The 24,123-nt window shown below is 66.0% G+C and carries 19 protein-coding genes; 8 read left to right on the top strand and 11 right to left on the bottom strand.

Annotated elements, in window-relative coordinates; genetic code table 11:
* Window positions 1-14: 14 nt before the first annotated feature.
* From BFD71_RS08030 to BFD71_RS08010, 5 genes are all read right to left on the bottom strand, one after another.
* Complete coding sequence (locus tag BFD71_RS08030; RefSeq protein ID WP_069262953.1) at window positions 15-1,850, bottom strand: ABC transporter ATP-binding protein; 1,836 nt, start codon at window positions 1,848-1,850, stop codon at window positions 15-17.
* A 404-nt stretch (window positions 1,851-2,254) separates the two neighbouring features.
* Window positions 2,255-2,893 (bottom strand): riboflavin synthase, encoded by a 639-nt coding sequence (locus BFD71_RS08025; protein ID WP_069262724.1) that lies wholly within the window; start codon window positions 2,891-2,893, stop codon window positions 2,255-2,257.
* 35 nt (window positions 2,894-2,928) lie between these two features.
* Window positions 2,929-4,047 (bottom strand): bifunctional diaminohydroxyphosphoribosylaminopyrimidine deaminase/5-amino-6-(5-phosphoribosylamino)uracil reductase RibD, encoded by a 1,119-nt coding sequence (ribD, locus tag BFD71_RS08020; protein WP_069262723.1) that lies wholly within the window; start codon window positions 4,045-4,047, stop codon window positions 2,929-2,931.
* A 78-nt stretch (window positions 4,048-4,125) separates the two neighbouring features.
* Window positions 4,126-5,451 carry a glutamate-1-semialdehyde 2,1-aminomutase gene (gene hemL / locus BFD71_RS08015; RefSeq protein WP_069262722.1) on the bottom strand — a complete coding sequence of 442 codons (1,326 nt, stop codon included), beginning with the start codon at window positions 5,449-5,451 and terminating at the stop codon, window positions 4,126-4,128.
* Window positions 5,452-5,659: 208 nt separating this feature from the next.
* A complete protein-coding gene (locus tag BFD71_RS08010; protein ID WP_256094543.1) occupies window positions 5,660-6,199 on the bottom strand; it encodes a hypothetical protein in 540 nt (179 codons plus the stop codon).
* A gap of 220 nt (window positions 6,200-6,419) precedes the next feature.
* Between BFD71_RS08010 and BFD71_RS08005 the strand changes: the two genes are divergently transcribed.
* Window positions 6,420-7,652: a Bcr/CflA family multidrug efflux MFS transporter gene (locus BFD71_RS08005; RefSeq protein ID WP_069262721.1), complete on the top strand. Its 1,233-nt coding sequence runs from the start codon at window positions 6,420-6,422 to the stop codon at window positions 7,650-7,652.
* A gap of 92 nt (window positions 7,653-7,744) precedes the next feature.
* Here BFD71_RS08005 and BFD71_RS08000 read toward each other — a convergent pair whose 3' ends face one another.
* The 3 genes from BFD71_RS08000 to zwf form a co-directional block, all read right to left on the bottom strand.
* Window positions 7,745-9,661, bottom strand: coding sequence for a bifunctional transcriptional regulator/glucokinase (locus BFD71_RS08000; protein WP_069262720.1), 1,917 nt, complete (start codon window positions 9,659-9,661; stop codon window positions 7,745-7,747).
* Complete coding sequence (gene pgl, locus BFD71_RS07995) at window positions 9,642-10,343, bottom strand: 6-phosphogluconolactonase (RefSeq protein WP_069262719.1); 702 nt, start codon at window positions 10,341-10,343, stop codon at window positions 9,642-9,644. Before pgl ends, BFD71_RS08000 begins: the two co-directional genes overlap by 20 nt.
* Window positions 10,344-10,436: 93 nt before the next feature.
* The gene (gene zwf / locus BFD71_RS07990) at window positions 10,437-11,906 is read right to left on the bottom strand and encodes a glucose-6-phosphate dehydrogenase (protein WP_069262718.1); all 1,470 of its coding nucleotides are present in this window, start codon (window positions 11,904-11,906) and stop codon (window positions 10,437-10,439) included.
* Between the two features lie 576 nt (window positions 11,907-12,482).
* Between zwf and BFD71_RS07985 the strand changes: the two genes are divergently transcribed.
* From BFD71_RS07985 to BFD71_RS07970, 4 genes are all read left to right on the top strand, one after another.
* Window positions 12,483-13,730, top strand: coding sequence for an ABC transporter substrate-binding protein (locus BFD71_RS07985; protein WP_069262717.1), 1,248 nt, complete (start codon window positions 12,483-12,485; stop codon window positions 13,728-13,730).
* Window positions 13,731-13,854: 124 nt separating this feature from the next.
* Complete coding sequence (locus BFD71_RS07980) at window positions 13,855-14,796, top strand: carbohydrate ABC transporter permease (RefSeq protein WP_069262716.1); 942 nt, start codon at window positions 13,855-13,857, stop codon at window positions 14,794-14,796.
* Window positions 14,786-15,643, top strand: coding sequence for a carbohydrate ABC transporter permease (locus BFD71_RS07975; protein WP_176732845.1), 858 nt, complete (start codon window positions 14,786-14,788; stop codon window positions 15,641-15,643). Before BFD71_RS07980 ends, BFD71_RS07975 begins: the two co-directional genes overlap by 11 nt.
* A 40-nt stretch (window positions 15,644-15,683) precedes the next feature.
* Window positions 15,684-16,802 carry an ABC transporter ATP-binding protein gene (locus BFD71_RS07970; RefSeq protein WP_069262714.1) on the top strand — a complete coding sequence of 373 codons (1,119 nt, stop codon included), beginning with the start codon at window positions 15,684-15,686 and terminating at the stop codon, window positions 16,800-16,802.
* A gap of 99 nt (window positions 16,803-16,901) precedes the next feature.
* On the opposite strand, the gene BFD71_RS07965 is transcribed toward BFD71_RS07970, so the two are convergent.
* On the bottom strand, window positions 16,902-17,678 hold the full coding sequence (locus BFD71_RS07965) for a Smr/MutS family protein (RefSeq protein WP_069262713.1): 777 nt from the start codon (window positions 17,676-17,678) through the stop codon (window positions 16,902-16,904).
* A gap of 35 nt (window positions 17,679-17,713) precedes the next feature.
* Entirely contained in the window at window positions 17,714-18,709 is a 996-nt protein-coding gene (gene trxB / locus BFD71_RS07960) for a thioredoxin-disulfide reductase (RefSeq protein ID WP_069262712.1), read from the bottom strand.
* Between the two features lie 409 nt (window positions 18,710-19,118).
* Between trxB and BFD71_RS07955 the strand changes: the two genes are divergently transcribed.
* Both BFD71_RS07955 and lolA read left to right on the top strand, forming a co-directional pair.
* Window positions 19,119-21,440 carry a DNA translocase FtsK gene (locus tag BFD71_RS07955; RefSeq protein ID WP_069262711.1) on the top strand — a complete coding sequence of 774 codons (2,322 nt, stop codon included), beginning with the start codon at window positions 19,119-19,121 and terminating at the stop codon, window positions 21,438-21,440.
* A gap of 90 nt (window positions 21,441-21,530) precedes the next feature.
* A complete protein-coding gene (gene lolA, locus BFD71_RS07950) occupies window positions 21,531-22,238 on the top strand; it encodes an outer membrane lipoprotein chaperone LolA (RefSeq protein WP_069262710.1) in 708 nt (235 codons plus the stop codon).
* 78 nt (window positions 22,239-22,316) lie between these two features.
* Here the strand turns inward: lolA and BFD71_RS07945 are convergent, their stop codons facing one another.
* Window positions 22,317-23,387, bottom strand: a complete 1,071-nt coding sequence (locus tag BFD71_RS07945; protein ID WP_069262709.1) for an MBL fold metallo-hydrolase — start codon at window positions 23,385-23,387, stop codon at window positions 22,317-22,319.
* A 286-nt stretch (window positions 23,388-23,673) separates the two neighbouring features.
* Between BFD71_RS07945 and BFD71_RS07940 the strand changes: the two genes are divergently transcribed.
* A complete protein-coding gene (locus tag BFD71_RS07940) occupies window positions 23,674-24,102 on the top strand; it encodes a MerR family transcriptional regulator (protein ID WP_069262708.1) in 429 nt (142 codons plus the stop codon).
* The last annotated feature ends 21 nt before the right edge of the window (window positions 24,103-24,123 follow it).

Below are 24,123 nucleotides of genomic sequence, written 5' to 3'. Positions count from 1 at the left end.
GAACGGGCGAGGCGTCAGCGCAGGACCACATCGTCGGCGAGTCCCTTCGTCAGTTCCAGCGCCTGGCGCTCGAACAGGCGCCGGTACAGGCCGTTTTCGCGGCGCACGAGCGCGTCGTGCGTGCCTTCCTCCGCCACGCGTCCGCGTTCGAGCACCAGCAGCCGGTCGAGCGCGCGCACGGTCGAGAGCCGGTGTGCGACGACCACGGTCGTGCGGCCTTCCATGAGCCGCTCCATGGCCTGCTGGATCAGCACCTCGCTTTCACTGTCGAGGCTCGAGGTCGCTTCGTCGAAGATCAGGATCGGCGCATTCGCGAGGAACGCGCGCGCGATCGCCACGCGCTGGCGCTCGCCGCCCGAGAGCTTCACGCCGCGCTCGCCCACGAGCGTGTCGTAGCCGTGCGGCAGCGCCGTGATGAAGTCGTGGGCGCTCGCGAGCTTCGCCGCGCGCTCGATTTCGGCGTGCGTGGCGCCGGGCCGGGCGTAAGCGATGTTCTCGGCGAGCGAGCGGTGGAACAGCACCGGCTCCTGCTGCACGATGGCGATCTGCGAGCGCAGCGACGCCTGCTGCACGCGCGCGATATCCTGGCCGTCGATCGTGATGCGCCCCTCGGACACGTCGTAAAGGCGCTGGATCAGCTTGATCAGCGTCGTCTTGCCGGAGCCCGAATGGCCGACGAGGCCCACGCGCTCGCCCGGCGCGATACGCAGCGTGAGGTTCTCGTAGAGCGGCCTCGCGTCCGCGTGATCGCCGTAGCGGAACGTCATGTTCTCGAAGCGGATGTCGCCCTGATCGATCACGATGGGCGGCGCATCGCGCTGGTCCTCGATGCCGAGCGGCGCCGCGTCGAGCGCGACGAGTTCTTCCATGTCGTTGACCGAGCGCTGCAGGTTGCGCACGTGCATGCCCACATCGCGCAGGTAGCCCTTGAGCAGGAAGAACAGCGTGAGCGCGAACGTGATGTCGCCGACGCTTGCGAGACCGCGCGCCCAGAGCAGCAGCGCCGCGCCGAGGATGGCCGCCTGCATGCCCACGAGCAGCGCGCCCTGCACGCCGCCGTTGAGCGTGCCGCGCTGCCACGTGCGCCGCGTGCGGCTGCTCCACTTCGTGACGACGCGCGCGAGCCGCGCTTCTTCGCGCGTTTCCGCGCCGAACGCCTTGACGACGGCGTTGCACGAAATGGCGTCGGCAAGCGCGCCGCCCATCTTCGTATCCCACTGGTTCGCGAGCCGGGCCGAGGGCGCGACGTAAAAGAGCGAGAGCGAGACCGTGATCGCCAGATACACGGCCGAGCCGAGGCCGACAACGAGGCCCATCACGTGCCACTGCACCGCGAGCAGGATGGTCGAGCCGACCAGCATGACGAGCGACGGGAAGAGGGCGACGAGCAGCGTGTCGTTGAGCAGATCGAGCGCCCACATGCCGCGCGTGACCTTGCGCACCGTTGAGCCGGCAAAGCTGTTCGCGTGCCAGTCCGTCGAGAAGCGCTGCACGCGATGGAAGGCCTGCGTGGCGATCTCGCTCATCATGCGCAGCGTCAGCGTGATGATGTTGCGGTACGCGGCCTGGCGCATGATCGTGCCGCCGAGCCCGAGCGCCGTGAGCGCCCAGAATGCGACGACCGCCGCATGCCAGGCGGCGGCGCTGCTGGCTGCGCCGCCGTGCGTGAGGGCGTCGACGAGCTGGCCGGCGTAGTGCGGCGTGAGCACGTCGGCGAGCGCGCCGAGGAGCGAGGCGAGTGCGACGGCCGTGACGCGCACCGGTTGGCGCGCCCAGTGCCGGAAGGTGAAGCCGAGGACCTTGCGGAAGGTTTGTCCGCCCGATTCGGGTTTGTTGTTTAGCTCTGTCATGGACAGCATGCTCCGGACGTGATGCCCAAAGACTCTCCTGAAGCAAGCGTGAAGCGTTAAGACGGAAAACGGGCTTCGCACGCCCGGGCATCGGTTGCCGGACGGCCTGACCTCGAATTCGCTGAATACGGCGCGGCGTCTGAAAACATGCCGCGCGGGACGCGCTATGGCTGCGCTGGAAGCGGGACGGCTGCGTGACGCGACGCAACGTGCAACATCACCCGGACCATCGGCATGGCGGCGCTCGTGTCAATCGTTGCCAACTGTGCCTCCTGGTTCGATTCGGGTGATGGGAACGCGGCACGCCGTGCGGCGAGCGCGTAGGGAAAGGTTAGATTCTATCAGCGCCCCGGCGCGCGTGCTTGCGCGCGTCCGGGGCCGGCATGGCGCCGGCCAGGCGGCGCTTAGTCCTGCGCGGCCGAACTGGCGGCCTTCTCCGCTGAGAGCATCCGCTCCACATAGCGCGCAATCAGATCGATTTCGAGATTCACCTTCGTACCGGTCTGAAGATGCTTGAGCGTGGTGACTTCCACGGTATGGGGAATCAGGTTGATCGAGAATTCGCAGCCGTCTGCGCGATCGTCGACCGAGTTGACCGTGAGGCTCACGCCGTTCACGGTGATCGAGCCCTTGTAGGCGAGATAGCGGCCGATATCCGCCGGCGCGAGAATGCGCAGCTCGTGCGACTCGCCCACGGGCGCGAAGCGCGTGACGGTGCCAAGGCCGTCCACGTGACCCGAGACGATGTGGCCGCCCAGGCGGTCGTTCGCGCGCAGCGCCTTTTCGAGGTTCACTTCGCCCGTCGCCGCGAGGCCCACGGTGCGGTTCAGGCTTTCGCGCGAAACATCGACGTCGAAGCCCGTTGCCGACTTCTCGATGACGGTCATGCAGGCGCCCTGGATCGCGATGCTGTCGCCGAGCTGCACGTCGTCGAGGCCGAGGCTCCCTGCATTGACGGCGAGGCGCACGCCTGCGTCGGCACCTGTGCCGAGCGGCTTGATCGATTCGATGCGGCCCACTGCCGCGACGATTCCGGTAAACATCGTGCTGTTCCTTGTGTTCAGTGCTTCAGTGAGGGTCAGGCGTCTTGCGTCGTGACGACACGCGCAAGAATGCGCAGATCGCTGCCGAGACGATCGACGGAATGAAAGGCGAGGCGCGTGCGCTCGTCGAGCGTTGCGGGCGCAGCGATGTCGATCATGCCGAGCGCATTCGTGCCGAGCAGCGACGGCGCCACGTACACGAGCAGTTCGTCCACGCAGCCTTCGCGCAGCAGCGAACCGTTGAGCTTGTAGCCCGCTTCCACGTGCAGTTCATTCACGCCGCGCGCAGCGAGCTCCGTGAGCATGGCCGGCAGATCGACCTTGCCCTGGTCGTTGCCGAGCGCGACGATCTCGGCGCCGCGCACGCGCAACGCTTCGGCGCGTTCTTCGTTGCTCGCGTCGAGCGCCGAGCAGAACACGAGCGTGGGCGCGCCCACGAAAATCTGCGCGAGCGGCGAGGCGTCGAGCCGGCTGTCGATCAGCACGCGTTTGGGCTGGCGCGGGGTGTCGACGGCGCGCACGGTCATGCGCGGGTCGTCTTCCTTCACCGTGCCGATGCCCGTGAGGATGGCCGAGGCGCGCGCGCGCCAGGCGTGGCCGTCGGCGCGCGCGGCTTCGCCCGTGATCCACTGGCTTTCGCCCGAGGGCAGGCCGGTGCGGCCGTCGAGCGATGCAGCCACCTTCATGCGCACCCATGGACGCTTGCGCGTCATGCGCGAAACGAAGCCGATGTTCAGTTCGCGCGCCTCGTTGGCCAGCAGCCCGCAACGCACGTCGATACCCGCGTCGCGCAGGATGGAAAGCCCGCGCCCCGACACGAGCGGGTTCGGGTCTTCCATCGCTGCAATCACGCGCGCGACCTTCGCTTCGATCAGCGCGTTCGCGCAGGGCGGCGTGCGGCCGAAGTGGCTGCACGGCTCGAGCGTCACATACGCGGTCGCGCCGCGCAGGTCGTGCCCGCGCGCGCGGGCGTCCTTCATCGCCTGAATTTCGGCGTGGTCCTGGCCGGCCGGCTGCGTAAAGCCTTCGCCGATCACCACGCCGTCCTTCACCAGCACGCAGCCGACGCGCGGGTTCGGGTCGGTCGTGTACAGGCCGCGGTGGGCGAGCGCGAGCGCACGCTCCATGTGGACGAAATCGGATTGCGAAAACATCGTCGGGCTTTCTCCCGGGCGGCGGTCAGATGGGGCCGGCGAGGCGCGCGCCGCGCCGGCAGTCGTTGGCGTGATGCCTTATTGCGTGACGTTTTCCGCCGCGGCTTCCGCTGCAAACGCGCTGCGCGCCGCGGCGATGGTCGCGTCGAGGATCGCGTCGTCGTGGGCGCTCGAGACAAAACCCGCCTCGTAGGCCGACGGCGCGAAGTAGACGCCCGCGTCCAGCATGCGGTGGAAGAAGCGGTTGAAGCGCGCGATGTCGCTCTTCGTGACCTCGGCGAAGCTGCCTGGGACGTTGTCGGCGAAATAGAGGCCGAACATGCCGCCCACCGAATCCGCCACGAACGGCACCTTCGTTTCGCGCGCCGCGGCCGACAGCCCCTTCGCGAGACGTTCGGTCTTCGCGGTGAGCTGCTCGTAGAAGCCGGGCGCCTGGATGAGCTGCAGCGTTTTCAGGCCCGCCGCGACCGCGATCGGATTGCCCGAGAGCGTGCCTGCCTGATAGACCGAGCCGTTGGGCGCGAGGTGATCCATGATTTCGCGACGGCCGCCGAAGGCCGCCGCCGGCATGCCGCCGCCGATCACCTTGCCGAGGCACACCATGTCGGCCTCGACGCCGTAGAGCGCCTGCGCGCCGCGCAGGCCGACGCGGAAACCGCACATCACTTCGTCGAAGATCAGCACGCTGCCGTGCTTCGCCGTGAGGCTGCGCAGTGCGCCGATGAACTCGGGCGTGGCCTTCACGAGGTTCATGTTGCCCGCGACCGGTTCGACGATCACGGCGGCGATCTCGTCGCCGAACGCCTTGAACGCTTCTTCGAGCGCCGCGACGTTGTTGTATTCGAGCACCGTAGTGTGCTTCGCGATGTCCACCGGCACGCCCGCCGACGTCGGGTTGCCGAACGTGAGCAGCCCCGAGCCGGCCTTCACGAGCAGGCTGTCGGCGTGGCCGTGGTAGCAGCCTTCGAACTTCACGATGCGGTCGCGCTTCGTGAAGCCGCGCGCGAGACGCAGCGCGCTCATGGTCGCCTCGGTGCCGCTCGACACCATGCGCACCTGCTCCATCGACGGGACGATCTTGCAGATTTCTTCGGCGATCTCGATCTCGGCCTCGGTGGGCGCGCCAAACGAGAAGCCATTCGCGAGCACGCGGTGCACGGCTTCGAGCACTTGCGGATGCACGTGGCCGACGATCATCGGGCCCCACGAGCCGATGTAGTCGATATAGCGCTTGCCTTCGGCGTCCCAGAAGTACGGCCCTTGCGCGCGCTCGATGAAGCGCGGCGTGCCGCCGACCGAGCGGAACGCGCGCACGGGCGAATTCACGCCGCCCGGGATGGTGCGCTGGGCGCGTTCGAAGAGGGCTTCGTTGCGGTTATGCGTGCTGGACTGGATGTTGGACATGAGTGCTGGACCTGCGAAAGTGGTGTGGCGCGCGGCGCTGACGAAACGGGCCGGCGTACGGACCCATGCGGCGCCGCAGGGGCGCGGGCGACCGGGCTGTTCTCTTGAAATTGTACCGGAGTCGCGCGGATCGGGCCGGCCCGTCCGGTCGGTCTGGGCGGTCCCCGGCGCGCCCCGGGTCAGCGCGCTGACGGCCCCTTTTTGCCTGCTACTTTCTGCCTTTGCGGGCTGGCGGCGCGAGCTGCGGCGCCGTGTCGCGCAGATTGTCGTGCCATGCCTGCATGGCCGTGACGGCCGGCGCCGGCATGGGCCGCCGCCCGGTCAGTTCGGCCCAGCGTTTTTCCAGCGCGCCTTCGGCCGCCGGCTTGATGACGGTGCCCGAACTCTGTGCGTCCCAGGTCTGGATCGAAAACGGGTGCACGCGCAAGTCGTCGCGCGCGATGACGACATCCTCGCCCGCGTCGACGAGCCAGTCGTAGACGAAGTCGATACACAGCCGGTAGCCGCGCTTGTACGCGGCGTCCGGCACTTCGTAGGGTGCACGCGTGACGTAGCCGGAACCGAAGAGCCCGCGCGGCTCGGCAGCCACACGATGCAGGAACACCCGGTCTCCCGGCAGGATGCCGCGTGCGAAGCCGCATCCCCAGGTGTCGGCGACGGCTTCCCCGGCGCGCACACGGAGCGCGAAGTCGGGCAGTTCGGGCCAGGGCCACTTCTTGGGGCTCCAGATGAGCAGGAAGGCGGTCATGTCGGCAACGCGGCAAGTTGAGCGAAAGCGGGCAGCTTAGCGCAAAGCCGCGCCGCAGCCGCTTGTAGGGCGGCAGATGGCGGGCAAGGGGTGTCAGGTACAATTCGGCGGCACTCCGTTGCTGTTTTTGTCCGCTTTCGTCCGCTCCTGCAGCGACGGATGAATCGGCCCTTGACATCGAGACCGCGCGAGCCGCGCGAGTTTCGCCGCCACACACACCATGTCCCATTCCCCGCGCCGCCGGCCCGATGGCCGGCTGATTCTGTTGCTCGGCGCACTCGCCGCCTGCGGCCCGCTCGCCACCGACATGTATCTGCCGAGCCTGCCCGCCATCGCGCAGTCGTTCGGCGTGAGCGCTGCCGCTGCGGCCTCGACGCTCACGAGCTTCATGGCCGGCTTTTCGATCGGCATGCTGCTCTACGGCCCGGTTTCCGACGCTTACGGCCGCCGCCCCGTGCTGCTCGGCGGCATCGCGCTCTTCACGGTGGCCAGCATTGCCTGCTGGCTCTCGTTCTCGGTGGGCGAGCTCGTGATCGTGCGCTTTCTGCAGGCGCTCGGCGCGGGCGCGGCCTCGGTGCTCTCGCGGGCCATCGCGCGCGACGCCCACGAGCCATCGGACGCTGCCAAAGTTCTCTCGATGGTCGCGATTGTCACGGCGATCGGGCCGCTGCTCGCACCGCTGATCGGCGGACAGTTGCTGCTGATCGGCGGCTGGCGCGTGGTGTTCGTCGCGCTCACGCTGTTCGGCCTCGCGTGCGCCGTGGCGGCCTATCTGCGCGTACCGGAAACCTGGCCGCCGGAAAAGCGCGAAAGCGCGGCCGTGCTGCGCTCGTTCGCGGCGTATGGGCGCTTGCTGCGCGATCCGCTCGTCTGGGGGCACATGCTCTGCGGCGGCATGGCGTTCGCCGCGATGTTCACCTATATCTCGGCCACGCCGTTCGTCTATATCGAGTACTTCCACGTTTCGCCGCAGCACTACGGGTTCTTCTTCGGCGCGAACGTGTTCGGCATCATGCTCGGCAACTTCCTCAACACGCGCTTCATCGGGCGGCTCGGCACCCTGCGCATGGTGTCGATCGCTTCGGGCGTGAGCATCGTCGCGTCGCTCTTCGTCGCGCTCATGTGCGTGACGGGCTGGGGCGGCCTGTGGTCGATCGTGTTTGGCCTGTTCTTCGTGGTGAGCGTGGTGGGGCTGCTCGGTGCGAACTGCGCGACCGATCTCATGTACCGCTATCCGAAGAACGCGGGCGCGGCGGCGGCGGTATTCGGCGCGACGCAACTCGCGCTCGGCGCGTTCGCGAGCGCCGTCGTCGGCTGGTTCCCGGGCATCTCGCCGTTCGGCATGGGCGTGACGATCGGCGTATGCGGACTGCTCACGTGGGTGGGGCGCGCGCTCGTCGTGAAGTGGCACGGCACGCCGGCGCCGGACGCGGTGCGAACGGCAACGCCGTGAGCCGTACGTCGATACGACGTGCAAAATAAAAAATGGGACGCCGAGGCGTCCCATTTTTTCATCGCTCGAATGAGTCGATGAATGAGCCGACCTCAGTCGCGCGCCGTGGGCGAAGCACCGTGGCTCAGCCAGTCGAGCACGGCCGATGCATCGTCGTCGGCATGCTCGCGCACCTTTTCGACGGCGTTGCCGAGGTCCGCATCGGGTGAAGCACGGCGAATCGCGACGCCCACCGCGAGGATGTCGATCATCAGCAGATGCAGGATGCGCGAGATCATCGAAAGCTGCGATTCGCGCATCTCGATGTGATCGGTTTCGAGCGCCACGGTCGCGCGCTTGGCGAGCGGCGTGTTGCTCGACGTGATCGCGATCACCTTCGCGCCCGCCTGCATGGCGACGTCGAGCACGCGCAGCAGTTCCGGCGCGCGGCCCGACTTCGACACGGCCACGATCACGTCGCCCTTGCCGAGCAGCGCGGCGGAAGCGGCCTGCATGTACAGGTCGCCATAGGCGATGGTCGGGATGCCGAAGCGGAAGAACTTGTAGTGCGCGTCCTGCGCGACGATGTGCGAGTTGCCGAGGCCGTAGAACTCGATGCGGCGCGCGCCGTTGAGCAGCGTGATCGCATTTTCGACCTGCTCGAAGTTCAGGTGCTCGCGCAGTTGCAGGATGGCCGAGACGGTATTGTCGAGCACTTTCGCGCCGAAGTCGGTGGCGGTGTCGCCCAGATGCACCTGGCTGTGGCTCACCGGAATCGTGCCCGTGAGGCCCGTGGCGAGCTTGAGCTTGAAGTCCGAGAGGCCCTGGCAGCCCAGCGAGCGGCAAAAGCGGATGACCGTGGGCTGGCTCACATCGGCCTTGCGCGCGATATCGACGATCGGATCGTTGATGATCGAGCGCGGATGGTTGAGCGCGAGGTCGGCCACGCGGCGCTCGGCGGGCGTGAGCGCGTCGCGCATCTGGCGAATGCGTTCGAACACGGCCGACGAGCCGCCGCCCGCGCGATTCGACAGCTGCTCCGCGAGAATGGCCGACACGCCGAGGAACGCCGGATACTCCGCCGTGATCACGTAGGTGGGGACGTTCGAGAGATAGGTGTCGAAACGGCCCTTCGCCTCGAAGCGCTGGCGGAACGACGAGCGCGTGAAGAGGTCGCCCAGGCGCGGCACCACGCCGCCGCCGATATAGATGCCGCCGAGCGAGCCGAGCGTCATCGCGATGTTGCCCGCGAAGCTGCCGAGAATGCCGCAGAAGCATTCGACGGTCTCGAGCGCGAGCGCCTCGCCGTCGTGCGCGCGCTGCACGACTTCAGCCGTGCCGAGATCGGCGGGCAGTTTCTTCTTGTCGCGTGCGGCGAGCGCACGGTAGATGAGCTCGAGGCCGGGCCCCGCGCACACGCGCTCGAACGACACATGCGGCCACTTCTTGCGCGCGAACTGCAGCACGATGTCTTCGCGCTCGTCCTGCGGCGAGAAGCTTGCGTGGCCGCCTTCGCTGCCGAGCGCGATCCAGCGGTCGTCGGCGGGAATCAGGCCCGAAACGCCGAGACCCGTGCCCGGACCGAGCAGGCCGATCACGCTGTTCTGGCGGCGCTGGCCGCCGCCTACCTGCACGCGCTGCGAGTCGGTCAGGCCGGGCAGCGCCATGGCGAGCGCGGTGAAGTCGTTGACGACCAGCAGCGTGTCGAAGCCGAGCGAGCGACGCGTCGCTTCGATCGAGAAGGTCCAGTCGTGATTGGTCATGCGCACCTGGTCGCCGTCGACCGGATTCGCAATCGCGATGGCCGCATGATTCACGCGGCCGATCTTGTTGTCCTTCAGGTATTGCTGGATCACTTCCGCGACGCCGGGATACTGTGCGCACGGATACACGCGCACCTGGCCGATTTCGCCCGGACCCGTTTCCAGCGCGAAGCGCGCGTTGGTTCCGCCGATGTCGGCGAGCAGCCTCGGACCGTCGGCGTGCTGGCCTGCGCCAGGGGCGTTTTTATTAGGCGCACCAGTAGACATCGAGTCTCACTCCCTTGTCGTTCGCCAGCTTCGAGATGGCGTTGTTTTGTTCGGCCGCGGCGGCCTGTTGCAGCACTTCGAGCTTGCGCTGTCCCGCGATCAGCAGGAACAGCCGATCGACCTGGCGCAGCGCCTGCATCGACCACGAGACGCGCGCATGGGGCGCTGCCTGCGGATGCACGGCCACGAACGGGCGCGCCGTGGTGATCGCTTCGTGCCATTCGGGGGCGTCGGCGAAGATCGAGGCCGTGTGGCCGTCCTCGCCCATGCCGAGCACGGCGACGTTCGGCAGCTTGCGGGCAGGGTCGGCGTTGAGCGCGGCGACATGCGCGTCGAGGTCTTGCGCCACGTCGACGAGCGGCAGGAAGTGCGCGTGCGCCGCTTCGTGCGTGAGCAGCGTCTCGCGCGCGAGGCGCGCGTTGCTCGCGGAGTCGGTGTCCGGCACCCAGCGGTCGTCGACGAGCGTGACGTCGATGTGCGCCCAGTCGAAACGGTGCGTCGAAAGGGCCTCGAGGAAGGGGCGCGGGCTCGTGCCGCCGGAGACGGCAAGCGTTGCACGGCGCGCGGTAGTACCGGGCGCCGCCTGCTGAGCGGCGAGCGACGCATGTAGCGCGTCGCCCACGGCTCGCGCCAGCGCGTCGGATTGGACGCGCGGGTCGTCGAATACGTGAAGCTCGATCACTTCTCCTCCATGCTGCTTTTTTGTAGGTCTACGGGGTAGTTCATCTGTCCGGTCCGGCGTCGCGCTCGCTGTGCGCGCCGCCATGCAATCCCATCAATTCTCTTCTTCGAGCCAGCAGGTGCCGTGCTGCGCAAGCATCGCGCTCGCGGCCGCCGGTCCCCATGTGCCGGCCGCATACGGCTTGGGCGCGCGGGGCGTTGCCGCCCACTCGTTGAGGATCGGCTCGACCCACGTCCACGCCGCTTCCTGCTCGTCGCGCCGCACGAACAACGCGAGGCGACCGTTGATCACGTCGAGCAGCAGGCGCTGGTAGGCCTCCATCTGGCCTTCGCGGAAGAACTGGTCGAACGCGAGATCCAGATGCACGCTCGCGAGATTCATGCCTTCGCCGGGCTGCTTCGCGAGGCAGTAGAGGCGGATGTTCTCGTTCGGTTGCAGGCGAATCACGAGGCGGTTCGCGCCGGGGCGCAGCGCCGGTGCGCCGAGCGCCGAATGCGGCACCGGACGGAAGTTCACGACGATCTCGGCCACGCGGTCGGCAAGACGCTTGCCGGTGCGCAGGAAGAAGGGCACGCCCGCCCAGCGCCAGTTTTCGATCTCCACCTTGAGCGCGACGAAGGTTTCCGTGTGGCTTTCGGGTTTCACGCCATGCTCGGTCGCATAGCCCGGCACCGCCTGGCCGCGGATCACGCCCGCATGGTACTGCCCGCGCACGGCGACCTTGCTGATGTCGAGCGGGTTGATCGGCTTGAGCGCGCGCAGCACGCGAAGCTTTTCGTCACGCACCGAATCCGAATCCATCGAATGCGGCGGCTCCATGGCGACGATCGAAAGCAACTGCAACAGGTGATTTTGCACCATGTCGCGCAGCGCGCCCGTGTTGTCATAAAAGTCGCCGCGCGCTTCGACGCCCAGTTCTTCGGCAATCGTGATCTGGATGCTCTCGACCCATTCGCGGCGCCACAGCGGCTCGAAGAGCGCGTTGCCGAAACGCAGCGCGAGCAGGTTCTGCACCGGCTCCTTGCCGAGGTAGTGGTCGATCCGGTAGATCTGGCCTTCGGCGAAGATCTCGCCCACGGCGTCGTTGATCGCGTTGGACGACTTGAGGTCGTAGCCGAGCGGCTTTTCCAGCACGATGCGCGAATTCTCGTTCAGCCCCACGGCGGCAAGCGCGCGGCAGATCGGCACGAACAGCGACGGGCCCGTCGCCAGATAGAACACACGAATGCCGGGCAGCGACGCGATGCCGTCGCGCAAGTGAGTAAAGTCCTCGGCGCGCGAGAGGTCGAGCTTCACATAGACGATGCGTTCGAGGAAGCTGGCCCACGCGTTGTCGTCGAAGCCGCCGTTCTTCTTCACGTGCGGCTTGACGTGCTCGTCGACCCACTGGATGTACGCTGCACGATCTTCTTCGTGGCGCGCGACGCCCACGATCTTGCCGGCCTGGGCGAGCATGCCTGAACGGTGCGCTTCATACAGGGCGGGGAGGATCTTGCGCATCGACAGGTCGCCGGTGGCGCCGAAGAGCACGAACGTGAAACCTGAATCGATCGGGGTTTGCATGAGTCTCGGTCAGAGTCCTGGGGGCCGCTGCAGGGTACAACGGGTGCCCGTCTGTGTGGGCGATCGGGCGGCCGTAGTCCGATAAAATTTTTTTTGACACTGAATTGTAGTTTAACTACAATCCAAATCAAGAGGTAACGTTCATTCGAAGAAAAAAGCGTGGAACGCAGCCAGCAAGGCGGTTTGCGCGGTTTCGCGAGCGGACGGAATGCCCCCTCATGTTAACGGAGAACCACGCGGGACTCAGCCCGGCTTGCCAGTGAGCCGTGCGCCCGGTTCCCCGCCGTGCGGAGGCTTCAAGGCCGCGTGACGCAAGCGGCGCCTCGGCCGGTCGGGTGACCGGTGAAAATCAAAAGAGGAGACAGTCAAGTTGCATTCCGAACCACTCATCTCTTGAGCGTCCTGCGGCCGGTAACCGGCACGCGGCCCGCGCGCATCTAATGAAAAGCACGCGCGCGCGGCACTCCGGCGCCCGTCCGTCCAGTGTTTTGCCTGTTTTGCCTGTTTGACCAACCACCGCACCCTGGTGATCAGGGGCCAATCGTTTTTTGTTCAGGTGTCTGGAGGAGATAAGCAATGAAATTCCGCGCGATCATGGGCGCCCTGTGCGCAGCAGGTCTGTTGGGTGGCGTCGCCACGGCGCAAGCAGCCGAGTCCCTCGAAGTGCTGCACTGGTGGACTTCGGGCGGCGAGTCGAAGGCCGTCGGCGTGCTCAAGGACGACATGACGAAGCAGGGCTATGTGTGGAAGGACTTCGCGGTCGCCGGTGGCGCGGGCGCGGCGGCCATGACCGCACTGAAGACCCAGGTGATCTCGGGCAACGCACCGACGGCCGCCCAGATCAAGGGTCCGCTGATCCAGGAATGGGCTGAGCAGGGCGTGCTGGTGAACGTCGACTCCGTCGCCGGCGACTGGAAGGCCAATCTGCCGCCGCAGATCGACAAGATCATGCACGCCGACGGCCACTACGTGGCAGCGCCGTTCTCGGTGCACCGCGTGAACTGGGTGTGGATCAACAAGGCAGCGCTCGACAAGGTGGGCGGCAAGGCGCCGACCACGTGGCCGGAATTCTTCGCGCTGGCCGACAAGATGAAGGCCGCGGGCATCCAGGCGGTCGCCGCCGGTGGTCAGCCGTGGCAGGACCTGACGCTGTGGGAAGACGTGGTCCTCTCGCAGGGCGCGGACTTCTACAAGAAGGCACTCGTCGACCTCGACCAGAAGACCCTCACGTCGCAGCAGATGGTCGGCGTGTTCGACACGGTCCGCAAGATCGAGTCGTACATGGATAACGGCCGCACGGGCCGCGACTGGAACCTCGCCACGGCCATGGTCATCAACGGCAAGGCCGGCATGCAGTTCATGGGCGACTGGGCCAAGGGCGAGTTCGCGAACGCGAACAAGCAGCCGGATACGGACTACGTTTGCGCAGCCGTGCCGGGCACGGCAAAGGCCTACACTTTTAACGTCGACTCGTTCGTGTTCTTCCAGCAGAAGGGCCAGAAGGAGGCAACGCCTGGCCAGCTCGCCCTCGCGAAGACGATCATGAGCCCGGGCTTCCAGGAGCAGTTCAGCCTGTACAAGGGTTCGATTCCGGTTCGTCTCGGCGTGGACATGAGCAAGTTCGACGCATGCGCGAAGAAGTCGTACGCGGATGAGCAGGTCGCGATCAAGGCCGGCGGCTATGTGCCGTCGCTCGCTCACGGCATGGCTCAGCCGGACGCAACGGCCGGTGCGATCACCGACGTCGTGACGAAGTTCATGAACTCGAACCAGGATTCGAAGAGCGCGGTCGAAGCGCTCGCGAAGGCTGCGAAGACGAAGTGAGCGTAGCAGGTTAGTGCTGTAAGACGGGGGGCGCCATACGTGGCGCGCCCCGGGCATGACGGTTCACTCTCTGAACCCCATCATCGTGCGAAAGCGGTTTTCGCACCGTACCAGGAGTTGCGCAGTGACTGCTTCTCTTAGCGGCAACGGCAAGGCGGCCACGCCTGCTACCCGCCGCGCGTCGCCCATGGCGGCGCTCGCAGACCGCTGGATCCCGAAGCTGGTGCTTTCGCCCAGCATTCTGATCAGCCTCGTATTCGTCTACGGCTTCATTCTCATTACCGGGTATCTGTCGCTCTCGACCTCGCGACTGATGCCGCGCTATGAATTCGCGGGTCTCGACCGCTATCGCGAGCTGTTCGCGAACGACGTCTGGTGGACGTCGGCGCAGAACCTCGGATGGTTCGGCATCCCGTTCATCGCGATCTGCGTAGGGCTCGGGCTGTTCCTCGCGATCCTGCTCGACCAGCAGATTCGTCAGGAAGGCGCGCTGCGCGCGGTGTTCCTCTATCCGATGGCGCTCTCGTACATCGTGACGGGCACGGCATGGCAGTGGATCTTCAATCCGGACCTCGGCATTCAGCAGGTGATGCACAGCATCGGCTGGACGAGCTTCCACATCGACTGGCTCAACGACCCGGACAAGGCCATTTTCTGTATCGTGGTCGCCGCCGTGTGGCAGTCCACGGGCTTTTGCATGGCGCTGTTCCTCGCCGGCCTGCGCGGTGTCGATAGCGAGATCTTCAAGGCGGCCCAGGTGGACGGCGCGACGCTGCCCACGATCTACCGCAAGATCGTGATTCCGAGCATGCGTCCGGTGTTTTTCTCCGTGCTGCTGATCCTGTGCCACATCACGATCAAGACGTTCGACCTCGTCGTCGCCTTGACGGCCGGTGGTCCGGGCACGTCGTCGTCGCTGCCGGCCATCTTCATGTACACGTTTTCGTTCAACCGCGGGCAGCTCGGCGTCGGCGCAGCTTCGTCGATGATGATGCTCGCCACGGTCGTGGCCGTGCTCGTGCCGCTCATGTATCTGGAATCGAGGAGCACGCGCAATGCAGCCTAAGATGAACGTGAGCCGCGTGGTCATCTATGCGGCGCTGATCCTGTTCGCGTTGTACTTCCTGTTCCCGCTCTACGTGATGCTGTCGACGTCGTTCAAGTCGCTCGACCAGATTCACACGGGCACCATGCTCTCGCTGCCCACGAGCCCGACCTTCGCGCCGTGGATCAAGGCGTGGAGCGAAGCGTGTACCGGCGTGCGCTGTGACGGCATGCAGCCGTTCTTCATGAACTCGGTGAAGATGGTGATTCCGGCCGTGCTGATCTCGTCGATCATCGGCGCGTTCAACGGCTACGTGCTCACGCACTGGCGCTTTCGCGGCGCGGACGCGCTCTTCACGATGCTGCTGGTGGGCTGCTTCATCCCGTTCCAGGCCATCCTGTTGCCGATGGCGCGTCTCGAAGGCTTCCTCGGCCTGTCGAACACGATCGGCGGTCTGGTGCTGGTGCACGTCGTGTACGGCATTGCGTTCACCACGATGTTCTTCCGCAACTTCTACGTGAGCGTGCCCGCTGAACTCGTGAAGGCCGCGCGCATCGACGGCGCCGGTTTCTTCATGATCTTCACGCGCATCATGCTGCCGATCTCGCTGCCCATCTTCATGGTGTGCCTGATCTGGCAATTCACGCAGATCTGGAATGACTTCCTGTTCGGTATCGTGTTCTCGGGCGTCGATTCGATGCCGATCACGGTGGCGCTGAACAATCTCGTGAACACGTCCACGGGCGTGAAGGAATACAACGTCGACATGGCCGGCGCGATCATCGCCGCGCTGCCCACGCTGCTCGTCTACGTAATCGCCGGCCGCTACTTCGTGCGTGGCCTCACGGCGGGCGCGGTGAAGGGCTAACTGCGCGACAGAACGCGCATTCGATTAAAGGATTCATAGCATGGCAAGCCTTTCCATTCGCGACGTCTACAAGACCTACCCGAACGGGGTGCCCGTCCTCAAGGGCGTCAACATCGACATCGAAGACGGCCAGTTCCTGATTCTGGTCGGCGGCTCGGGCTGCGGGAAGTCGACGCTGCTCAACATGATCGCGGGTCTCGAAACCGTGACCAAGGGCGAGATCATGATGGACGGCAAGGTGGTGAACAACCTCTCGCCGAAGGATCGCGATATCGCGATGGTGTTCCAGTCGTACGCGCTCTATCCGTCGATGACGGTGCGCGAGAACATCTCGTTCGGCCTGAACATCCGCAAGGTGCCGAAGGCCGAGCAGACCCAGATCGTCGACCGCGTGTCGAGCATGCTGCAGATCCAGCATCTGCTCGACCGCAAGCCGGGCCAGCTTTCGGGCGGCCAACGTCAGCGCGTCGCCATGGGCCGCGCACTGGCGCGCGATCCGATCATGTTCCTGTTCGACGAACCGCTCTCGAACCTCGACGCCAAGCTGCGTATCGAGATGCGTTCGGAAATCAAGCTGCTGCATCAGCGCGTGGGCAAGACCATCGTCTACGTGACGCACGACCAGATCGAGGCAATGACGCTCGGCGACCGCATCGCGGTCATGAAGGACGGCATCGTGCAGCAGTTCGGCGCGCCGCAGGACATCTACGACTCGCCGTCGAACCTGTTCGTCGCGGGCTTCATCGGCGCGCCGCCGATGAACTTCATCGAAGGCAAGCTGGTGGAGCAGGGTTCGGGCATCGGCATCGAGCTCGACACGGGCGTGGCGCGCAACGTGCTGAACCTGCCGTTCGACGCGAACAAGGTGCGCGGCCATATCGGCCAGAATGTGGTGCTGGGCCTGCGCCCCGAGCGCATCACCGACGCGCGCAGCTCGCACGACGGCCACGGCCACGAACTGCAGCGCCACGCGGTGCAGGTCGATGTGATCGAGCCGACCGGTCCGGACACGCTCGTGTTCGCGCAGGTCAACGGCAAGCGCATCGTGAGCCGCGTGCACCCGGGCGCGAATCCGCAGCCGCTCAACAATATGGATCTGCTGTTTGACGTTTCGAAGGCCGTGCTGTTCGACCCGAAGACGGAAGCACGTATCGCCTGATCTTCGTTCACCGGTTTGTCCGGCGCGATAAAAAAACCCCGTTCGCTGCGCAAGCAGCAACGGGGTTCTTTCGTATCGGCGCGACGATGACGGGTTCGGTCAGGGCGCGTGTGTATGATGCTGCCCGTGTCCGACCGGGTGCGGCTGCAACAGCACGAGCACGGCGCCCGCGCCGCCGTCGTGCGGCCGCGCCTGGCAGAACGCGATGACTTCTTCCTTCTGCACGAGCCACGCGCGCACCTTGCCCTTGAGCACGGGCTCCTTGCCGACGGAACCGAGGCCCTTGCCGTGGATCACGCGCACGCAGCGCAGCCCGCGCTTGCCCGCTTCACGGATGAAGTCCTGCAGCGCCTCGCGCGCTTGCTCGCGGCGCATGCCGTGCAGGTCGAGTTGCGCCTGCACGATCCACGTGCCGCGCCGCAGCTTCTTGACGACTTCCTCGCTCACGCCGGGGCGGTGATAGTAGAGCGAGTCGTCGGTGTCGAGAAACGCTTCCGGGTCGAATTCGTCGGAGATCGCTTCGTGCAGCACGGCCTGCTCGTCGAGCCGCGTTTGCAGCGGCAACGGCACGGGTGCTGCCCGGCGCGGCTGCGCGCGCGCGGGCTGCTTGAGCGGCGCGATCTGGCCGATCTCGCGGCGAAAGAGATCACTGTCGGCGGCGGCTTCGACACGCGCCGCCTGCGCGGCCACGCGTTCGCGCTCGCGCTGGCGGGTTTGCACCTTGAGCGCGTCGCGCAGGCTGCCGAGGCCGGCGAAGCCAGAAGCCGTCTTGCCTGGCGTGGCTTCTTCCGTTGCGGGAGCCGGCGTGGGCGCTGGAGCCTGGCGAGCCGGGGCGGGGCGCCTGGGCTCGCCCGGGTGGGGCACGTTCTTGGGCATGACGAAAAACGCTGGGTGAAGCCCGCTCGTCCGGCTCAGCGGTCGGCTTCGGCGCTCATCACGTGCGCCTGGCCCAGCTCGTTGACGGTCTCGAGGTAGCGCTGCGCGTCGAGTGCGGCCATACAGCCCGTACCCGCGCTCGTAATCGCCTGGCGATAGACGTGATCCTGCACGTCGCCGGCCGCGAACACGCCCGGCACGCTCGTACCGGTAGCATTGCCGTTCAGGCCGCCGTTCGTGATGATGTAGCCGTTCTTCATCTCGAGCTGGCCTTCGAAGATGTCCGTGTTCGGCTTGTGGCCGATCGCAACGAACAGACCCTGCAGGTCGAGCTCGGTGGTCTCGCCCGTCTTCACGTTCTTGATGCGCAGGCCGTTTACGCCGCCTTCGTTGCCCTTGACTTCGTCGAGCACGTGGTCCCACTTGATGTCGACCACGCCTTCCTTTTCCTTTTCCAGCAGGCGGTCGATCAGGATCGGCTCGGCGCGGAACTTGTCGCGGCGGTGAATGACCGTGACCTTCTTCGCGATGCCCGAGAGGTAGAGCGCTTCTTCGACGGCCGTGTTGCCGCCGCCGATCACGGCGACGTGCTGGTTGCGGTAGAAGAAGCCGTCGCAGGTCGCGCACGCCGAGACGCCGCGGCCCATGTACAGCTCTTCGCTCGGCAGGCCGAGGTATTGCGCCGACGCGCCGGTCGCGATGATGAGCGAGTCACAGGTGTACTCGGCCGAATCGCCGATCAGGCGGATGGGCTTTTCGTTGAGCCTGGCCGTATGGATGTGATCGAACACGATTTCCGTATTGAAGCGTTCGGCGTGCTCGAGGAAACGCTGCATCAGTTCGGGGCCTTGCACGCCGTTCGGGTCTGCGGGCCAGTTTTCGACGTCGGTCGTCGTCATAAGCTGGCCGCCTTGGGCCAGGCCGGTGACGAGCAGCGGCGAAAGGTTCGCGCGCGCCGCATAGACGGCGGCCGTGTAGCCGGCGGGGCCGGAACCGAGAATCAGGACTTTGGCGTGTTTGGTTGCAGACATGATCGAATTCCGTAGAAAGACGCTGCGTGGCGCGTAAGGTCGGGCGCTCGGCGAGGGCCGCCCGGCATAGCGGCGGGGCTCACGCATTGTAATTGGGCATCAGCCCGCAATTATAAAGGCGGGGGACGTTCGCCGCTCGATGAAGCTTCCTCATCGGCGCGATAGCCTAAGCGTTGCGGGCGGGGCGCGCAGCGCGGATAGACGGGTGCGGCGCAGCCGGATGTCGCTTTGTGGCGCGCCCGCAGCGTTGTCAGTTACCGTCATTTACAGCGAGGGGCCGCCGGGGCCGAAACAACGCGTTTACAATAGGCCCGATCGGACGACGGCGGCCGCGCCCGTCTGCCCGGGGTTTCGGGCATACGGAAGGACTGGCGGACCGCAAACGCATCAAGAATCAGCCCAGGATTCAATGGCCAAAGCTCCCTTTTCCGCGCAGGCGCAGGCATTGCCTCACCGCATGTCGCGCCTTTTCACCGAAATTCGCTGGATCCTGCAGGTCGCGCTAGGCGTATTCCTGCTGATGGCGCTCATCAGTTACAGCCGCCACGACCCGAGCTGGACGCACGCGGCCCAGGTCGACCACATCTCGAACTGGGCGGGGCGCGTCGGCGCGCGCGTCTCGGACATCCTGCTGCTGCTGTTCGGCCTGTCCGCCTACTGGTGGATCGTGCTGCTCGGGCGCCTCATCTCGGCAAACTACCAGCGCATCACGCGCCACGAAGCGATTGCCGACGATGACGAGGACAAGCCGCGCGACATCAGCTGGGTCGCCGAAGCCTTGTCGTTCGTGCTCGTCATGCTGTCGAGCTGCGGCATCGAAGCGCTGCGCATGTGGTCGCTCAAGGTGCAACTGCCCCAGACGCCCGGCGGCGTGGTGGGCGGCGCGGTGGCGCGCGGCGTTTCACACGCGCTCGGCTTCACGGGCGGTACGCTCGCGCTGCTGCTCGGGCTCGCGATCGGTCTTTCGCTCTACTTCCGCTTTTCGTGGCTTTCGGTCGCCGAAAAGGTCGGCGAATACATCATCAACGCCGTGACCATGGCGAGGCTGCGCCGCGAGGCGGGCCGCGACCGCAAGCTCGGCGAAGCGGCGGCCGTCAAGCGCGAAGGCAAGGTCGAGCGTGGCCGCGTGAAGATCGAGGAACACGAGCCGGTTACGATCGTGCCGCCGGTGGTCACGCCGCAGCGCTCCGAGCGCGTCGAGAAAGAGCGTCAGGTGCCGCTCTTCAAGGATCTGCCGGGCGATTCAACATTGCCGGCGATCTCGCTGCTCGACCCGGCTTCGGCCACCCAGGAAACCATCTCCGACGACACGCTCGAATTCACCTCGCGCCTGATCGAGAAGAAGCTCAAGGACTTCGGCGTGGACGTCGCCGTGGTGGCCGCGTATCCGGGCCCGGTCGTCACGCGCTACGAGATCGAGCCGGCCACGGGCGTGAAGGGCAGCCAGATCGTGGGCCTCGCGAAGGATCTCGCGCGTTCGCTCTCGCTCGTCTCGATCCGTGTGGTGGAAACGATTCCGGGCAAGAATTTCATGGCGCTGGAGCTGCCGAACCAGCGCCGCCAGACTGTGCGTCTTTCGGAAATCCTCGGCTCGGCGGTCTATTCCGACGCGCCTTCGGCGCTCACCATGGGCCTTGGCAAGGACATCGGCGGCAAGCCGGTATGCGCCGATCTCGCGAAGATGCCTCACCTGCTCGTGGCCGGCACGACCGGCTCGGGCAAGTCGGTGGGGATCAACGCGATGATCCTCTCGCTGCTCTACAAGGCGAGCGCCGAGCAGGTCCGCATGATCCTGATCGATCCGAAGATGCTCGAAATGAGCGTCTACGAGGGCATTCCGCATCTGCTCTGCCCGGTCGTGACCGACATGCGTCAGGCCGGCAACGCGCTGAACTGGACCGTGGCCGAGATGGAGCGCCGCTACAAGCTCATGAGCAAGCTGGGCGTGCGCAATCTCGCGGGCTACAACAACAAGATCGAAGAGGCGAACAAGCGCGAGGAGAAGATCCCGAACCCGTTCAGCCTCACGCCGGACGATCCGGAACCGTGCCAGAAGCTGCCGCATATCGTGGTCGTGATCGACGAACTCGCCGACCTCATGATGGTGGTCGGCAAGAAGGTCGAGGAGCTGATCGCACGTATCGCGCAGAAGGCGCGCGCCGCCGGCATCCACCTGATTCTCGCGACGCAGCGGCCTTCGGTGGACGTCATCACCGGCCTCATCAAGGCCAACGTGCCGACGCGCATTGCGTTCCAGGTCTCCTCGAAGATCGACTCGCGCACGATTCTCGACCAGATGGGCGCCGAGTCGCTGCTGGGCATGGGCGACATGCTCTACCTGCCGCCGGGCACGGGTCTGCCCGTGCGCGTGCACGGCGCGTTCGTCGCCGACGACGAGGTGCACCGCGTCGTCGAGAAGCTCAAGGAGCAGGGCGAGCCGAACTATATCGAGGGCATTCTCGAAGGCGGGGTGGGCGGCGAAGGCGACGAGGGCACCGCTGCGGGAACCAGCGGTACTGGCGACGAGTCCGATCCACTGTATGACCAGGCCGTCGAAGTGGTCATCAAGAATCGCCGCGCGTCGATTTCGCTCGTGCAGCGGCACTTGCGCATCGGCTACAACCGCGCGGCGCGGCTGCTCGAACAGATGGAGCAGTCCGGGCTCGTTTCGGCGATGTCGTCGAGCGGCAACCGCGAGATCCTCGTGCCCAACCGCGGCGACGCCGAATAAGCCATGCCAGGCCGCCGCGCGCCTTGGCAACGGCCCGGCAGCGGCTGCGGCAACCCGACGGCCAAAGACACACCTCTTGGAGAACGATAGATGCAGTATCCGGCTGGACTTCCGACCCGCTTTGCGCGCGCAGCGCGCCGCGCGCTCTTCGTTGCGCTTGGCGCGTCGGTCCTGATGGTCTCGCAGGCGTATGCGAGCGGCACCGATCAACTGAAGCAGTTCGTCTCACAGGTCCATTCCGCGCGCGGCAGTTTCGTGCAGCGGGAACTCAAGGCGCCCTCGGGCGCGAAGAACGCCAGCGACGCCATTGCCACGGCCACGATGAATGCCAAGACTTCGAGCGGCACATTCGTGTTCGCGCGGCCCGGCAAGTTCATCTGGTCGTATGAGAAGCCGTATCAGCAGGTGCTGCAGTCGGACGGCGACAACCTCTACGTCTATGACAAGGACCTGAACCAGGTGACCGAGCGCAAGCTCGGCGGCGCGCTCGGCGCGAGCCCGGCGGCGATCCTGTTCGGCAGCAACGATCTCGACAAGAACTTCATGCTCTCCGACGCGGGCGTGAAGAACGGCATCGACTGGCTGGAGCTGATTCCGAAGTCGAAGGACACGCAGTTCAAGAGCGTGGGCATCGGCTTTCGCGACGGCAACCTCGAAGCCATGGAGCTGCACGACGTGTTCGGCAACGTGACGCTGCTCACGTTCTCCAACATCGAGAAGAACCCGACGCTGCCGGCTTCGACCTTCAAGTTCGTGCGGCCGCCAGGCGCCGATCTGATCACGGGCGGCTCGAACTAAAGCCGTTCACCTCACGCACCACGTAAAAACGGGCGGCTCTTTGCAGGCCGCCCGTTTTTCTTTGTGCGCAGCGGTTTGTCAGGCCGTGAAGCGGATCACGCCGTCCGCGCCGGTCGTGCGCGTGACTTTGCCTTCGAGCCACAGCAGGTTCAGGTGCGCGAGCGCCTCGCCCATCGCGAAAGTCATCTGGTGGATGTCGAGCTCGCGCTTGAACATCATCGGCACGATGTCGGCGGCGCTTTGCGGCGCTCGCCCGCACGCTTCGATCACTTCGGCAAGACGCGCGTCATGGTGCGCGCGCAACTGCGCGATGCGCATGCGCACGCCGCGAAACGGCTTGCCGTGCGAGGGCAGCACGAGCGTGTTCTCGGGCAGCGTTTCGTAGCGGCCGAGCGATTCGAGGTAGAGGCCGAGCGGATTGCCTTCCGGCTCCATGTCGAACACGGAGACGTTGGTCGAGATGCGCGGCAGCACCATGTCGCCGGAAATCAGCACGCCGGTTTCTTCGCAGAACAGCGCGCAATGCTCGGGCGAGTGGCCGTAGCCTGTGATGACGCGCCAGTCGCGGCCGCCGATCGCCACCGTATCGGCTTCGCGCAGGCGGCGGTACTGCGTGGGGAGCGCTGGCACGAGGCTGCCGTAGTAGCCGCGGCGGTTGCGCAGCTTGTCGAGCGAGGCTTCGTCCTTAAGCCCGTGACGCGCGAAATGACGCGCGGCGCCTTCGCCGCCCGCGTTCGAGCCGTCGCCGGCCGCCATCACGCGGGCCTGCATGTATTCGCCGAGCGTGGTCCACAGGCGCACGTCCCAGCGCGCTTTGTCCCCGCCCGCGCAAATCCAGTGTGCAAGGCCGATATGGTCGGGGTGGCAATGCGTGACGAGCACGCGCAGCACCGGCAGGCCTTCCAGCTGGTTCTCGAACACGGCTTCCCAGCGGGCCTTGATGGTGTCGTTGGTGATGCCGCAGTCCACCACAGTCCAGCCTTGCTGGCCGTCGATCTCGTCGCGCAGCAGCCAGAGGTTGATGTGGTCGAGCGCGAATGGCAGCGGCATGCGCAGCCATTTCACGCCGGGCGCGACGTCGAAGGCGAGGCCGGGCTCCGGCAGGGTGTCGGCGTAGGGATAGTCGAGCTGGTGTTCGAGGGCATTCATTGGGGGTGTCTTCTCCTGTCGACCAGAGTTAGCGCTTGAGCTGTCGGCCGGAGTTGGTGCTTTAGCACCTACTCCGGGCCCATGCAAAGCACTTACTCTGGTCCCATGTAAAACGGTCGACCAGAGTTAGCGCTTGAGCACCGACTCCGGCCCCATGCAAAGCGCGTCTTGCGCGTCGCTCCTGCCGGTTGCGTAACCGCGTACTTGACGATAACGTAAACGTCGATTCTATCGTCCCTCGCGCTGTCGTGCAGACAACAGCCGGGCCAGCCGCCTTTCGCACACCATGACGACCCAGTACACGATTACCGAACTCGCCCGGGAATTCGACGTAACGCCGCGCGCGATCCGTTTCTACGAGGACCAGGGCCTTCTGGCACCCAGCCGGGAAGGCGCGGGTGGCCTGAAGCGCGTCTTTTCGGGGCGCGATCGCACGCGGCTGAAGCTGACGCTGCGCGGCAAGCGCCTCGGCTTCACGCTCTCGGAGATCCGCACGCTGCTCGACCTCTACGAGTCGCCGACCGACACGCTCCCGCAACTCCAGGCGTTCCTCGACACCGTGGTGCATCACCGCGAGATACTCGAGCGCCAGCGCGCGGACCTCGACGCGACGCTCGAAGACCTCGCGCAGTACGAGTCCCAGGCGCGCGCGCTGCTCGACAGGAATGCGGCGCACGAAAGCGACGCTCCCGCCGCCGCTCGCGCGAAACCCTGACGCCCGCGCAACGGGCATGGC

This window comes from Paraburkholderia nodosa, assembly GCF_001718195.1.
In the GTDB taxonomy this organism is placed as follows: Bacteria; Pseudomonadota; Gammaproteobacteria; order Burkholderiales; family Burkholderiaceae; genus Paraburkholderia; species Paraburkholderia nodosa_A.
The sequence above is the reverse complement of the archived record's forward strand: the minus strand, read 5'-3'. Positions and strand labels throughout refer to the sequence as shown.

Coding starts and splice junctions, on each gene's coding strand:
- BFD71_RS08030 (WP_069262953.1), bottom strand. CDS start 1,850: ATGACAGAGCTAAACAACAAACCCGAATCGGGCGGACAAACCTTCCGC.
- BFD71_RS08025 (WP_069262724.1), bottom strand. CDS start 2,893: ATGTTTACCGGAATCGTCGCGGCAGTGGGCCGCATCGAATCGATCAAG.
- ribD (WP_069262723.1), bottom strand. CDS start 4,047: ATGTTTTCGCAATCCGATTTCGTCCACATGGAGCGTGCGCTCGCGCTC.
- hemL (WP_069262722.1), bottom strand. CDS start 5,451: ATGTCCAACATCCAGTCCAGCACGCATAACCGCAACGAAGCCCTCTTC.
- BFD71_RS08010 (WP_256094543.1), bottom strand. CDS start 6,199: ATGACCGCCTTCCTGCTCATCTGGAGCCCCAAGAAGTGGCCCTGGCCC.
- BFD71_RS08005 (WP_069262721.1), top strand. CDS start 6,420: ATGTCCCATTCCCCGCGCCGCCGGCCCGATGGCCGGCTGATTCTGTTG.
- BFD71_RS08000 (WP_069262720.1), bottom strand. CDS start 9,661: ATGTCTACTGGTGCGCCTAATAAAAACGCCCCTGGCGCAGGCCAGCAC.
- zwf (WP_069262718.1), bottom strand. CDS start 11,906: ATGCAAACCCCGATCGATTCAGGTTTCACGTTCGTGCTCTTCGGCGCC.
- BFD71_RS07985 (WP_069262717.1), top strand. CDS start 12,483: ATGAAATTCCGCGCGATCATGGGCGCCCTGTGCGCAGCAGGTCTGTTG.
- BFD71_RS07975 (WP_176732845.1), top strand. CDS start 14,786: ATGCAGCCTAAGATGAACGTGAGCCGCGTGGTCATCTATGCGGCGCTG.
- BFD71_RS07970 (WP_069262714.1), top strand. CDS start 15,684: ATGGCAAGCCTTTCCATTCGCGACGTCTACAAGACCTACCCGAACGGG.
- BFD71_RS07965 (WP_069262713.1), bottom strand. CDS start 17,678: ATGCCCAAGAACGTGCCCCACCCGGGCGAGCCCAGGCGCCCCGCCCCG.
- trxB (WP_069262712.1), bottom strand. CDS start 18,709: ATGTCTGCAACCAAACACGCCAAAGTCCTGATTCTCGGTTCCGGCCCC.
- BFD71_RS07955 (WP_069262711.1), top strand. CDS start 19,119: ATGGCCAAAGCTCCCTTTTCCGCGCAGGCGCAGGCATTGCCTCACCGC.
- lolA (WP_069262710.1), top strand. CDS start 21,531: ATGCAGTATCCGGCTGGACTTCCGACCCGCTTTGCGCGCGCAGCGCGC.
- BFD71_RS07945 (WP_069262709.1), bottom strand. CDS start 23,387: ATGAATGCCCTCGAACACCAGCTCGACTATCCCTACGCCGACACCCTG.
- BFD71_RS07940 (WP_069262708.1), top strand. CDS start 23,674: ATGACGACCCAGTACACGATTACCGAACTCGCCCGGGAATTCGACGTA.